This is a genomic window from Rathayibacter sp. VKM Ac-2856 (assembly GCF_013205055.1).
Taxonomy (GTDB): Bacteria; Actinomycetota; Actinomycetes; order Actinomycetales; family Microbacteriaceae; genus Rathayibacter.
In genome coordinates, this window is record NZ_JABMLF010000001.1 from 1,463,045 (window position 1) to 1,475,094 (window position 12,050).

The window sequence follows — 12,050 nt, forward strand, 5'->3', positions numbered from 1 at the left end:
TAGCTTGAGTGACAGCCTCGGTGACCGCGCGCCTCCGCCCCCTCGGAAGCGCCGCCCCCGGTCCCGAAGACGAGAGGACCCCATGCTGCGCCCCCTGCACGTCCGAGCAGTCCCCCTCCCCGCCCTCGCCCGCGCGCTCGAGCTGCCCGACGGCGACGTCCCGCCCGTCGAGGTCTCGGGGATCACGCTCACCGCGTCGGACGTCGAGCCCGGCGACCTCTTCGTCGCGCTCGCCGGCGTGAACCGCCACGGCTCCGACTTCGTCACCGAGGCCGCCGAGCGCGGCGCCGCCGCCGTCCTCACCGACGCGGCCGGCGAGTCCGCCTCCCGCGCCACCGGCCTGCCCGTGCTGGTCGTCGACGACCCGCGGTCCCGCCTCGGCGCCGCGGCGGCGGTCGTCTACGCGACCACGGAGCGCGCGCCCCTGCTGCTCGGCGTCACCGGGACGAACGGCAAGACCTCCACGGTGCACATGCTCGAGGGCCTGCTGCGCCAGCTCGGCGTGAAGCCGGGCCTGAGCTCCACGGCCGAGCGCCACATCGGCGACACCTCCGTCACCAGCGGGCTGACCACTCCCGAGGCCACCGAGCTGCACGCCCTCGTCGCGCGCATGGCGGAGGAGGGCGTGGGCGCCGCCGCGATCGAGGTCAGCGCGCAGGCCCTCACCCGGCACCGGGTCGACGGCGTGGTGTTCGACGTCGCCGCCTTCACCAACCTCAGCCACGACCACCTCGACGACTACGGCGACATGGACACCTACTTCGCCCAGAAGGCGCAGCTGTTCCAGCCGGACCGCTCGCGCCGCGCGGTCGTATCACTCGACTCCCCCGCCGGGCACCGGATCGTGGGCACCGCGGGCGTGCCCGTCACCACGATCACCTCGCTGCCGGACGTCGACGCCGACTGGCGCGTGAGCATCCTCGAGCAGGAGTTCGGCCGCACGCACTTCCGCGTCGAGAACCGGGAGAAGCGGGCGATCACGACGTCCGTCCCGATCATCGGCGCGCACATGGCGGCCAACGCCGCGCTGGCGATCGTCATGCTGATCGAGGCGGGCCGGCCGATCGGCGAGATCCGCGCCGCCCTGCACCGCGACGGCGGACTCGACGTCTCCCTCCCCGGCCGCACCGAGCGCGTCTCCGGCGAGCACGGCCCCACCGTCTACGTCGACTTCGGCCACAGCGCCGACGCGTTCGCCCGCACGCTCGAGGCGGTGCGCGAGGTCACCCCGGGCCGCGTGATCATGGTCTTCGGCGCGGACGGCGACCGCGACGCGCTCAAGCGGCCCGCGATGGCCGAGGCCGCGGTCTCGGGCAGCGACGTGCTGGTGATCACCGACCACCACCCGCGCTTCGAGGACCCGGCGTCGATCCGCAGCACCCTGATGGCGGCGGCCCGCGCGGCGCGGCCGGACGGCGAGATCCACGAGGTCGACGACCCCAAGCGCGCGATCCGCGTCGCCGTGTCGCTGGCGCAGGAGGGCGACTCGATCCTCTGGGCCGGACCGGGCCACCAGAACTACCGCGACATCCAGGGCGTGCGGACGCCGTACTCGGCGCGTGCCGAGGCGCGGGCGGCGCTCCGCGAGGCGGGCTGGACCGAGGCGGCCGTCCCCGCGCACAGCTGAGCCACGGCGGCGTCGACCCCCTCGCAGGCGGCGCCGGACCCCGGATCGGGTGGGCCCCTCTGAGATCCTCCACAGGCTCGCCGGAAGCGGTGGAGCGGACTCCGCACGCGGTGTAACTTTGCGCAGCACGCAACGTTTGCGGCGGTCCGCCGTGCCCTGGCGGCGTCCGCCAGACAAGGGGACCCCCGTGACCGATTCCGCCCGCCCGCCCGCTCCCGCCGCCACCCCGTCGGGCGCGATCATGTCCCACCGCCAGATCCTCTTCGTGATCTTCGGCCTGATGGCGGGGATGTTCCTCTCCTCGCTCGACCAGACGATCGTCGGCACCTCGATGCGCACGATCGCCGACGACCTCGACGGCCTCTCCCAGCAGGCCTGGGTCACCACCGCGTACCTGATCGTCTCGACGATCGCGACGCCGATCTACGGCAAGCTCTCCGACATCTTCGGCCGCCGCCCGCTCTACCTGATCGCGATCGTGCTCTTCCTGATCGGCTCGCTCCTGGCCGGCTTCGCCACGTCGATGCTCGGCCTCGCCGGCTTCCGCGCGGTGCAGGGCCTCGGCGCCGGCGGACTGATGTCCCTCGCGCTCACCGTGATGGGCGACATCCTGCCGCCGCGCGAGCGCGCCAAGTACCAGGGCTACTTCCTCGCCGTCTTCGGCGTCTCCAGCGTCGTCGGCCCGCTGATCGGCGGCCTCCTCGCCGGCACCCCCGAGATCCTCTTCATCACCGGTTGGCGCTGGGTCTTCCTGATCAACCTGCCGATCGGCGCGGTGGCGCTGTTCATCGTCGTCCGGTTCCTGCACCTGCCCAAGCCCGCCGCCCGCCGCTCGGTGCGGATCGACTGGTGGGGCGCGGCGCTCGTCGTCATCGCCGCCGTGCCGCTGCTGCTGGTCGCCGAGCAGGGGCGCGAGTGGGGCTGGGGCTCCTCGATCGCCTGGGTCTGCTACATCGTCGGCGCGCTCGGCATCGTCGGCTTCATCGCGGCCGAGCGGATGATGGGCGACGACGCGCTGATCCCGCTGAAGCTCTTCCGCTCGCCGACGTTCTCGATGGCGACCGTGCTGGGCGTGCTCGTCGGCTTCGGCATGTTCGGCGGCATGATGGCGCTCCCGCTGTACCTGCAGCTCGTCAACGGCGCGACGCCGACCGAGTCCGGATTCCTGATGCTGCCGATGATCCTCGGCCTGATGATCGCCTCGATCGTCTCGGGCCAGATCATCTCGCGCACCGGCCGCTACCGCGCCTTCCCCATCCTCGGCACCTTCCTGATGTCGGCCGCGTTCTTCTCCCTGTCCTTCGTCTCGATCGACAAGCCGGTGATCTTCGTGATGGGCGGGATGCTGCTGCTCGGCCTCGGACTCGGCCAGATGATGCAGACGCTCACCCTCGCCTCGCAGAACTCCGTCGGCACCGCCGACATGGGCGTCGCGACCAGCGCCTCGACCTTCTTCCGCCAGATCGGCGGCACCCTGGGCACGGCGGTCATCTTCTCGGTGCTCTTCAGCCGCATCCCCGACACCATCGCCGCGGCCTTCAAGAACCCGGCCATCGCCGCGGACCTGCAGGCCGCCACCGCGGATCCGGCCGTCACGGGCGACCCGGCCAACGCGGGCATCCTGAAGCTGCTGCAGTCGCAGGACACCTCCGCGATCGGCTCGGCGCTCGACGGCGACACCTCGTTCCTGAACACCGCGAACGACGCGCTCTCGGCACCGTTCCTCACCGGCTTCAACGACGCGACGGTCACCGTCTTCCAGGTGGCGCTCGGCGTGGTGCTGCTCGCCTTCGTCCTGTCCTGGTTCCTCAAGACCCCGCCGCTGCGGGCGAAGTCGGCGATGCAGGAGGCGCACGACCTCGCGAACGAGGACGCCGCGGCCGAGCTGCGCCGGACCGATCCGCAGCTGGCCGCTCGAGCCGGCGCGGACCTCGCCGCCGGGAGCATCGAGCCCGACGTGCGGACCGACTCCGTCGCCACCGCGCCCCGGCGCACGGAGGACGGCGGCCGGCGGGGCTGACCCCTCGCCGTCCGCTCCCGCCGACCCTCGACGGCCCGGACGCCTCGGCGTGCCAGGCCGTCGGCGTTCTCCGGCGCGGTGCGCCACGGCGGCGAGAGAGCGCTCCACGGAGGTCATAGGATGACGGGACAGCCGCCGAAGGAGTCCGCAGTGACCGTTCCCCCCTCCCCCGCCACGCCCGCCCTCTCCGAGCAGATCGCCCGGGCCGACCGCCTCGCCGCGCGCGACTGGCCCGCCGGATTCCTCTGGGGCTCCGCCACCGCCGCCGCCCAGATCGAGGGCGCCGGTCACGAGGGCGGCAAGGAGGACAGCATCTGGGACGCCTTCTCCCGCGTCCCCGGTGCCGTCGCGAACGGCGACACTCCCGAGGTCGCCGTCGACCACTACCACCGCATGCCCGCCGACGTGAAGCTGATGAAGCGCCTGGGGCTCGACTCCTACCGCTTCTCGGTCAGCTGGTCGCGGGTGAAGCCCGGCGACCGCTCGGTCAACGCCGAGGGACTCGACTTCTACTCCCGCCTCGTCGACGAGCTGCTCGACGCGGGCGTGCTGCCCTGGCTGACGCTCTACCACTGGGACCTCCCGCAGGCGCTCGAGGAGCAGGGCGGCTGGACGAACCGCGACACCGCCGAGCGGTTCCGGGACTACGCCGAGGCCGTCCACGCCCGCCTGGGCGACCGGGTCGAGCACTGGACCACCTTCAACGAGCCGTTCTGCTCGACCCTGCTGTCCTACGGCGCCGGGATCCACGCGCCCGGCGTGATCTCGCAGCAGGCCGCGCTCGCGGCGGTGCACCACACCCACCTCGCGCACGGCCTCGCGGTCTCGGCCCTGCGCGAGCTCGGCGCGCAGAACCTCGGCATCACGCTGAACCTCTCCAACGCCGTCCCCGACGACCCCGAGGACGAGGTCGACCTCGACGCCGCGCGCCGCTTCGACGCGCTGCAGAACCGCATCTTCCTCGACCCGCTGCTGCTCGGCGAGTACCCCGAGGACCTCCTCGAGGACGTCGCGGGCCTCGGCCTCGACGAGCTGATCCTCGACGGCGACCTCGCGACGATCGCGCAGCCGCTCGACTTCCTCGGCGTGAACCACTACCACGACGACAACGTCTCGGGTCACCCGCTGCCGGCCGGCGCCGAGGACTTCGCCCAGGCCACCGAGCGCGAGGTCGGCTCGCCGTGGGTCGGCTCCGAGTCGATCACCTTCCCCTCCCGCGGCCTCCCCCGGACCGCGATGGACTGGGAGGTGCACCCCGACGGGCTGCGCTACCTGCTCACCCGGCTCGGCCTGGAGTACGAGAACCTCCCGCCGCTCTACGTCACCGAGAACGGCGCCGCCTACAACGACGTCGTCGAGGACGGCCGCGTGCACGACGCCGACCGCACCCAGTACGTGCTCGACCACGTCGAGAAGGTCGCCGACGCGATCGACCAGGGCGCCGACGTCCGCGGCTACTTCGTCTGGTCGCTGCTCGACAACTACGAGTGGGCCTGGGGCTACGAGAAGCGCTTCGGCATCGTCCGCGTCGACTACTCCAGCCAGGAGCGCCTGATCAAGGACTCCGGGCTCGTCTACTCCCGCCTGATCGGCGGCACCGCGGCCGAGGCGCTGGACTAGACCGTGTCCGAGGGCATCAGGGGAGGCGGGCGCTCGCCGACGCTCGAGGCGGTGGCCGCGCGGGCCGGAGTCTCGCGCGCCACCGTCTCGCGGGTCGTCAACAACGCGCCGCAGGTCGCCGCCGAGATCGTCACCGCGGTGCAGAAGGCGATCGCGGAGCTCGACTACGTGCCCAACCGGGCGGCGCGGATGCTCGCCTCCCGCCGCACGCAGTCCATCGCGCTGATCGTGCCGGAGTCGACCGCGCGCGTCTTCGCCGACCCGTTCTTCGCGGCGATCGTGCAGGGCGCCGCGATGCGCCTGGCCGACACCGACTACACGCTCTCGATGCTGATCGCGTCGGAGACGAGCGGCGAGAAGACACGCCGCTACCTTCTCGGCGGCAACGTGGACGGGGCTCTGGTGGTCTCGCACCACTCGGGCGACCACTCCTACGCGGCGCTCTCGAACTCGCTGCCGATCGTCTTCGGCGGGCGGCCGCTCTCGCCGGACGAGCGCGACTCCTACTACGTCGACGTCGACAACGCCGACGGAGCGGCCGTCGCGACCGCGCACCTGATCGCGGGCGGCCGCCGCCGCATCGCGACGATCGCCGGCCCGGCCGACATGCCGCCGGGGGTCGACCGCCTGATCGGCTGGCGCAGCGCCCTGACCGACGCCGGCCTGGACGACTCCCTCGTCGAGTGGGGCGACTTCTCGCCCGAGAGCGGCACCGACGCGATGCGCCGCCTCCTCGAGCGCGACCCGTCGATCGACGGCCTCTTCGCGGCGAACGACCAGATGGCCGTCGGCGCGTACGCGGCGCTGCGGGAGGCGGGCCGCCGCGTCCCCGAGGACGTCGCCGTGGTCGGCTTCGACGACGACATCTTCGCCCGCTCCGCCGTCCCCGCTCTGAGCACCGTCCGCCAGGTCCCGGTCGACCTCGGCGCCCGCATGGCCGAGCTGCTGACCGCCCGCATCGAGGGCGTCGACGTCGACCACCGCACCCTGATGCCCACCGAGCTGGTCGTCCGCGCGAGCTCCTGACGGCCGCTCCCACCCTTCCCACCCCTCCCGCCCCTCCCACCCCTCCCACCCCTCGAAAGTTGTCGTACTCGACGATCGAGTACGACAACTTCTGAGGAGTGGACGGCCAGGACACGCGCTGAGCGACAGCGGCGCGCTCACGGGCGCCAGCCGTGAGCCATGAGGGCGGCGCGGATCTCGGCGACTGTCCGGGCGCTGTCCCGGCCGAGCCCGTCGGCTCTGACCACCACCTGGATCCAGCCCGCCAGCTGGAGCGCCAGGGAGCGCTCGCGATCGCGCGCGTACTGCGCATCGCTCGTCTGGTGCTGGCGGCCGTCGTACTCCGCGAGCACCTTCCACTGCCGGAAGACGAGGTCGCCGATCGCGATGAGGTGGCCGCCGACCCTGATCTCGGCATTGACCTCCGGAACCGGAAGTCCCGCCTCGTGGGCCAGCGACCGCAGCTCCGTCTCCTTGCGCGAGGCCGCAGCGGTCGAGACGAGACGCAGCAGCGCGTCGAGCCGCCGGCGTCCCCTCCCGTGGTACCCGTCCACTCGATCCTGCAGTTCGGAGAGTTCCGTGTACGGCCGCGGGTCGGAGCGGTCCGGGTAGCGGGGGACGAGGAGGAGGTGATCGGCCGCCGCGAGGAGGTCGCGATCCGGAAGGAGCATCGCGAGGGAGACCCACGTCGACGCCGCGTCGGCGACCGGCAGGCCGAAGCGGCGCACCACGTCGACGTGCTGCGGCAGGAGGACGTGCCCGACGACTCCTCGGGTGCGGGGCGGGCGACGCGGCGAGAAGGCGGCGACGTGGATCTGGTCGTCCTCGAGCCTCCTGAACGGGAGCGGAACCGTCCAGGCCTCGGCCGCGGTGAGGTGCGAGAAGAACTGACCGGGCCGAAGCCGCGGCCGGTACGCCGTCGCCCGCTCGAGGTGCGTGACCGGCACGACCCGCGTCCTCACTCCGTGGAACGGACTGGCCAGCCGCGGCGAGCGCAGCTCGCCGTCCGTCGCTCCTCCGCGGAGGGCTGAGCGCCGGGTGAACTCTCCGAGATCCATGTCTGTCATGCGCCGATGGTGCAGCACCCGACCGGACCGCGGGGCGCCCCTCCCCCTCACCCGCGGACAACTCCCGCCACTCCCCCCTGTGGAGGACCCTCGCCCCCTCGAGTCCGCAGAAGTTGTCGTAGTCGACGCCCGAGTACGACAACTTCTGGAGAGTGGCGGGGCGGGGCGGACGGGCGCTCAGAGGAAGAGGGGCTCCGGGTCGTGGGCGGCGAAGCGGCGGCGCATGACGGCGATGGCGTCGGCGTGCTCGTCGACGAGGACGAAGCGGCGGCCGAGGGCGTGGGCGACGGCGCCGGTGGTGCCGGAGCCGGCGAAGAAGTCGAGGACGGCGTCGCCCTCGCGGCTGGAGGCCTGGACGATCCGGCGGAGGACACCCTCGGGCTTCTGGGTGGGGTAGCCGGTCTTCTCGCGGCCGGTGGGCGAGACGATGGTGTGCCACCAGACGTCGGTGGGCCGCTTGCCGCGCTCGGCCTTCTCGGGGGTGACGAGCCCGGGCGCCATGTACGGCTCGCGGTCGACGGCGGCGGAGTCGAAGTGGTAGCCGCGCGGGTCCTTCACGTAGACGAGGATCGTGTCGTGCTTGGTCGGCCAGCGCTTGGTCGCCTTCGCGCCGTAGTCGTAGGCCCAGATGATCTCGTTGAGGAAGCACTCGCGCCCGAACAGGGCGTCCAGCAGCACCTTCGCGTAGTGCGCCTCGCGGTAGTCGAGGTGCAGGTAGAGCGTGCCGTCGTCGGCGAGCAGGCGCCAGGCCTCGGCCAGCCGCGGCTCGAGGAACGACCAGTAGTCGTCGAAGCGGTCGTCGTAGCGGAGCAGGTCGCCGCGGATCCGCTCGTAGCTGCGCCCCTTGAAGCCCGAGATGGTCCCGGTCGCCGAGCGGACGGAGGTGGTCGACGTCCGCACCTGCGCGCGGCCGGTGTTGAACGGCGGATCGAGGTACACGACCGTGAACGCCCCGTCCGCGAGCAGCGGCAGGACCTCGAGGTTCTCGGCGTGGATCACCGCGCTCCGGGTCTCCGGGACGCCGTCCGCGATCTGGATCGTCCTGGGCACTCCGCAATGGTGCCACGGGGTCGGCGGCCCCTCCGACACGCCCCGGCGAGCGCGTGCCCGGACCGCCTCGGGCCCCGGCGTAGAGTGACGCGATGATCTCCGAGGTGCGCCACGACGAGGACCGGTCCCAGTACACGCTGTGGGTCGACGGCGAGAACGTGGGCCTGGCCGACTACGCGGTCCGCGGGGCCGACGTGGTCTTCCTGCACACCGAGATCGCCCCCGAGCACCGGCACGAGGGCCTGGGCGACCGCCTGGTCGAGGCGGCCCTGGACGACGCGCACGAGCGCGGTGCGCACGTGATCCCGCTCTGCCCGTTCGTCGCCGACTTCATCGCCGAGCACCCGGACTACCAGGAGCTCCTCGCGAGCTGAGCCGCGGCCCGAGGACTCCGCAAGCGCAGCCGCCGACGCCCGTCAGGGGACGCGGCGCAGCCACTCCGGCGTCGAGTACTTCGACGCCACGAGCTCCTCGGCCTCCGCGTACTCCTGGGCCGTCAGATCGCCCGCGGTGCCGCCGTGCAGCTGGACGAACGTCGCCTTCATCCGCTCGATGATCTCGGCGCGGCTGAGCCCGGTCTGGCTGCGCAGCGGATCGACGCGCTTGACCGCGGAGGCGATGCCCTTGTCGGAGAGCTTCTCGCGCCCGATCCGCAGCACCTGGACCATCTTCTCGGCGTCGATGTCGTAGCTCATCGTCACGTGGTGCAGGACGGCGCCGGAGCCGAGGCGCTTCTGCGCGGCCCCGCCGATCTTGCCCGAGGGCGAGGTGATGTCGTTGAGCGGCTGGTAGACCGCGTCGATGCCGAGCGACTGCAGCGCGCTGACGGCCCACTCGTCGAGGAAGGCGTAGGAGTCGGCGAAGGTGAGGCCCTGCACCAGGTCGCCCGGCACGTAGAGCGAGTAGGTGACGACGCTGCCCGCCTCCATGAACATCGCGCCGCCGCCGGAGATCCGGCGGACGACCTCGACGCCGAACCTCTCCGCGTTCTCGAGGTCGACCTCGTTGCGCAGCGACTGGAAGCTGCCGATGACGACGGCGGGCTGGTCCCACTCCCAGATCCGCAGGGTCGGCTCGCGGCGCCCCTCGCCGACGGCGGCCGTCAGCACCTCGTCGAGCGCGAGGTGCATCGACGGGGAGACCGCCTTCGCGTGCACGATCCGCCAGTCGTAGTCGCGCCAGCTGGTCGCCTTCTGCAGCGAGCGCCGGATCGCGACGGCGACGGCCTCGGGGGTGAAGCCGAGCAGGACGGCGTCGGCCGGCAGCGCCTGGCGGATCGCCGCGGCGATCGTCTTCGCGTCGCTCTCGGCCGGCAGCCCGACCACCGCGCGGTCGATGTCGTCGAGCGCCGTGTCGGGCTCGAGGAAGAAGTCGCCCGCCAGCCGGAAGCCCGCGAACCTCCCGTCGACCACGTCGAGGTCGACGACCACGAGCTTTCCACCGGGGACCTTGTACTCGCCATGCATGACGTCAGCCTAGGCGGGAGGGGCGTCCTCACCCGTCGGAGCGGGGAACCTCTCGTCGAGCCAGTCGACCAGGTCGGCGGTGACCTCGACACGGTTCAGCTCCTGGAACAGCTCGTGCCGCGCCTCCGGGTACACCCGGACGCTGACGTCCGTGTAGCCGGCGCGACGGCGGTAGGCCTGCGCGAGCGCGCGCACCGAGCGCTCGCCGCCGAGCGTGTCGTCGGCGCCGACCACGAGCAGCAGCGGGAGCGGGTGCTCGGGGTGCCGGGCGGGCCGGCCGACGAGGCGGAGCGTCTCGCGGAGCCCGATCCGCTTCGCCAGCGGAGTCGTGAAGGTCAGCGGATCGTCGTGGAAGAGCTGCCAGACCTCCGGGTCGCGCGAGAGCCACTCGAGCCCGAGGCCCCCGGGCACCCGGTGCCGCCGGGTCAGATCGCCGGCGTTCATGTAGCCGGGGAGCCGGTAGGCCGTGCCGCTGAGCACGAGCGCCGCGTAGTCGGCGGAGCGGTGGTCGACGATGCGCTGCGCCATCAGCGACCCCCAGGAGTGGCCGAGCAGGACGATCGGGACGCTGCAGTTCTCGCCGGCGAGCTCGCGGGTGAGCCGGTTGACCGCCTCCTCCGCCGCGCGCAGGCCGCCCGGCCCGAGGCGCCCGAGCTCGGCGGTGTCGCCGCCGTGCTGCTCGAGCCCGGTCTGACCGTGCCCCCGGTGGTCGTCGGCCGCGACGGCGTAGCCCGCCGCGACGAGCGCCTCGGCGAGCTCGACGTAGCGGCCGGAGTGCTCGCCCACCCCGTGCGCGATCTGCACGATCGCCCTCGGGCTCGGGTGCGCCCACCAGCGCCAGTGGATCGTCACGCCGTAGGCGTCCTGGAAGGTCCTGTCGACCGCGGTGCCGGGCATGGGACCAGTGTGGCCCTCCAGCCGCGGAGCGCGAAGAAGCGCGCGAGAACTGAGAAGATACTCACGATCCGTCGGACAGGGGTCCCGCCCGCCCGCGGGATCGCTAGCGTTCAACCGCCGTGCGGAGTCCCCACGACCGTCCCCACCCCCTTCTCGAGCGAGGCCAGCCCCCCATGACCGTGTCGCCCCTGATCTGGACCCTGACGATCGTCTTCATCGTCCTGCTCCTGCTCTTCGACTTCTTCTTCCACGTGCGCAAGGCGCACGAGCCGACGCTCAAGGAGTCGGCGATCTGGTCGGCCCTCTACGTCGGCATCGCCGTGCTCTTCGGCGTCGGCGTCCTCGTCTTCGGCGGACCGACGCCCGGCTCGGAGTACTTCGCCGGCTACATCACCGAGAAGGCGCTGTCGGTCGACAACCTCTTCGTCTTCCTCATCATCATGGCGAGCTTCAAGGTGCCGCGCGCCGACCAGCAGAAGGTGCTCCTCTTCGGCATCGTCTTCGCGCTGATCGCCCGCACCGGCTTCATCTTCCTCGGCGCCGCGCTGATCAACTCCTTCGCCTGGATCTTCTACCTCTTCGGCCTGATCCTGCTGCTGACCGCGTTCAACCTGGTGAAGCCCGGCGACGAGCACGCCGGCGACAACGTGATGGTCCGCCTCGCCAAGCGCGTCTTCAAGACGAGCGACCAGTACGACGGCGACAGGTTCTACACGCACATCGACGGCAAGAAGGTCCTCACGCCGATGATCCTCGTGATGGCGGCGATCGGCGGAACGGACATCCTGTTCGCCCTCGACAGCGTCCCCGCGATCTTCGGCCTCACCAGCGACGTCTTCCTGGTCTTCACCGCGACGGCGTTCTCGCTGCTCGGACTCCGCCAGCTCTACTTCCTGATCGACGGCCTGCTCGACCGCCTCGTCTACCTCAGCTACGGCCTGGCCGCGATCCTCGCCTTCATCGGCGTGAAGCTGATCCTGCACGCGCTGCACGAGAACAACCTGCCGTTCATCAACGGCGGCGAGCACGTCGAGGTCTTCGAGATCGGCACCGGCCTCTCGCTCACCGTCATCATCGGAGTGCTGGCCGTCACGGTCATCGCGTCGCTGGTCAGCCCCAAAGGCCGCCGCATGGCCGCCGAGGCCGCCGAGCGCAAGCGCGTCGCCGCCGCGGCCGGCGCGGACACCGACGCGGGGCACTGAGTTCCCGGGTGCGCCGCGTGGCGGCGCACCGCAGTCGGCTCGCGCAAGCGGTCGCGTCCCGCAGAGCGGCGAACCATCGGCCAGCACGATTCGCTG

10 protein-coding genes are annotated in these 12,050 nt (G+C 72.0%); 6 read left to right on the plus strand and 4 right to left on the minus strand.

Features of this window, described 5'->3' with window-relative positions; all coding sequences use genetic code 11:
• Positions 1-82: 82 nt before the first annotated feature.
• The 4 genes from HQQ82_RS06840 (at position 83) to HQQ82_RS06855 (ending at position 6,293) form a co-directional block, all read left to right on the plus strand.
• Positions 83-1,627, plus strand: a complete 1,545-nt coding sequence (locus tag HQQ82_RS06840) for a Mur ligase family protein (RefSeq protein WP_173232212.1) — start codon at positions 83-85, stop codon at positions 1,625-1,627.
• A gap of 241 nt (positions 1,628-1,868) precedes the next feature.
• Positions 1,869-3,647 carry an MDR family MFS transporter gene (locus HQQ82_RS06845; RefSeq protein ID WP_173232373.1) on the plus strand — a complete coding sequence of 593 codons (1,779 nt, stop codon included), beginning with the start codon at positions 1,869-1,871 and terminating at the stop codon, positions 3,645-3,647.
• A 195-nt stretch (positions 3,648-3,842) separates the two neighbouring features.
• Positions 3,843-5,267 carry a GH1 family beta-glucosidase gene (locus HQQ82_RS06850; protein WP_367947859.1) on the plus strand — a complete coding sequence of 475 codons (1,425 nt, stop codon included), beginning with the start codon at positions 3,843-3,845 and terminating at the stop codon, positions 5,265-5,267.
• Positions 5,268-5,270: 3 nt separating this feature from the next.
• Positions 5,271-6,293, plus strand: a complete 1,023-nt coding sequence (locus HQQ82_RS06855; RefSeq protein WP_173232214.1) for a LacI family DNA-binding transcriptional regulator — start codon at positions 5,271-5,273, stop codon at positions 6,291-6,293.
• 137 nt (positions 6,294-6,430) lie between these two features.
• Here the strand turns inward: HQQ82_RS06855 and HQQ82_RS06860 are convergent, their stop codons facing one another.
• Together HQQ82_RS06860 and HQQ82_RS06865 are read right to left on the minus strand one after the other, a co-directional pair.
• Positions 6,431-7,339 carry a hypothetical protein gene (locus tag HQQ82_RS06860; protein WP_173232215.1) on the minus strand — a complete coding sequence of 303 codons (909 nt, stop codon included), beginning with the start codon at positions 7,337-7,339 and terminating at the stop codon, positions 6,431-6,433.
• 177 nt (positions 7,340-7,516) lie between these two features.
• Positions 7,517-8,389: a site-specific DNA-methyltransferase gene (locus HQQ82_RS06865; RefSeq protein WP_367947841.1), complete on the minus strand. Its 873-nt coding sequence runs from the start codon at positions 8,387-8,389 to the stop codon at positions 7,517-7,519.
• A 92-nt stretch (positions 8,390-8,481) separates the two neighbouring features.
• On the opposite strand from HQQ82_RS06865, the gene HQQ82_RS06870 reads away from it, so the two are divergent.
• Positions 8,482-8,763 (plus strand): GNAT family N-acetyltransferase, encoded by a 282-nt coding sequence (locus HQQ82_RS06870; protein ID WP_173232216.1) that lies wholly within the window; start codon positions 8,482-8,484, stop codon positions 8,761-8,763.
• A gap of 42 nt (positions 8,764-8,805) precedes the next feature.
• Here HQQ82_RS06870 and HQQ82_RS06875 read toward each other — a convergent pair whose 3' ends face one another.
• Positions 8,806-9,855: a biotin/lipoate A/B protein ligase family protein gene (locus tag HQQ82_RS06875; RefSeq protein WP_173232217.1), complete on the minus strand. Its 1,050-nt coding sequence runs from the start codon at positions 9,853-9,855 to the stop codon at positions 8,806-8,808.
• A gap of 9 nt (positions 9,856-9,864) precedes the next feature.
• The gene (locus tag HQQ82_RS06880) at positions 9,865-10,752 is read right to left on the minus strand and encodes an alpha/beta fold hydrolase (protein WP_173232218.1); all 888 of its coding nucleotides are present in this window, start codon (positions 10,750-10,752) and stop codon (positions 9,865-9,867) included.
• A gap of 173 nt (positions 10,753-10,925) precedes the next feature.
• On the opposite strand from HQQ82_RS06880, the gene HQQ82_RS06885 reads away from it, so the two are divergent.
• On the plus strand, positions 10,926-11,954 hold the full coding sequence (locus HQQ82_RS06885) for a TerC family protein (RefSeq protein WP_173232219.1): 1,029 nt from the start codon (positions 10,926-10,928) through the stop codon (positions 11,952-11,954).
• Positions 11,955-12,050: the final 96 nt, after the last annotated feature.

Bases quoted from the DNA above. Each gene is read 5' to 3' on its own strand.
- HQQ82_RS06845 (WP_173232373.1), top strand. From the start codon at position 1,869: ATGTCCCACCGCCAGATCCTCTTCGTGATCTTCGGCCTGATGGCGGGG.
- HQQ82_RS06840 (WP_173232212.1), top strand. From the start codon at position 83: ATGCTGCGCCCCCTGCACGTCCGAGCAGTCCCCCTCCCCGCCCTCGCC.
- HQQ82_RS06875 (WP_173232217.1), bottom strand. From the start codon at position 9,855: ATGCATGGCGAGTACAAGGTCCCCGGTGGAAAGCTCGTGGTCGTCGAC.
- HQQ82_RS06880 (WP_173232218.1), bottom strand. From the start codon at position 10,752: ATGCCCGGCACCGCGGTCGACAGGACCTTCCAGGACGCCTACGGCGTG.
- HQQ82_RS06885 (WP_173232219.1), top strand. From the start codon at position 10,926: ATGACCGTGTCGCCCCTGATCTGGACCCTGACGATCGTCTTCATCGTC.
- HQQ82_RS06870 (WP_173232216.1), top strand. From the start codon at position 8,482: ATGATCTCCGAGGTGCGCCACGACGAGGACCGGTCCCAGTACACGCTG.
- HQQ82_RS06860 (WP_173232215.1), bottom strand. From the start codon at position 7,339: ATGACAGACATGGATCTCGGAGAGTTCACCCGGCGCTCAGCCCTCCGC.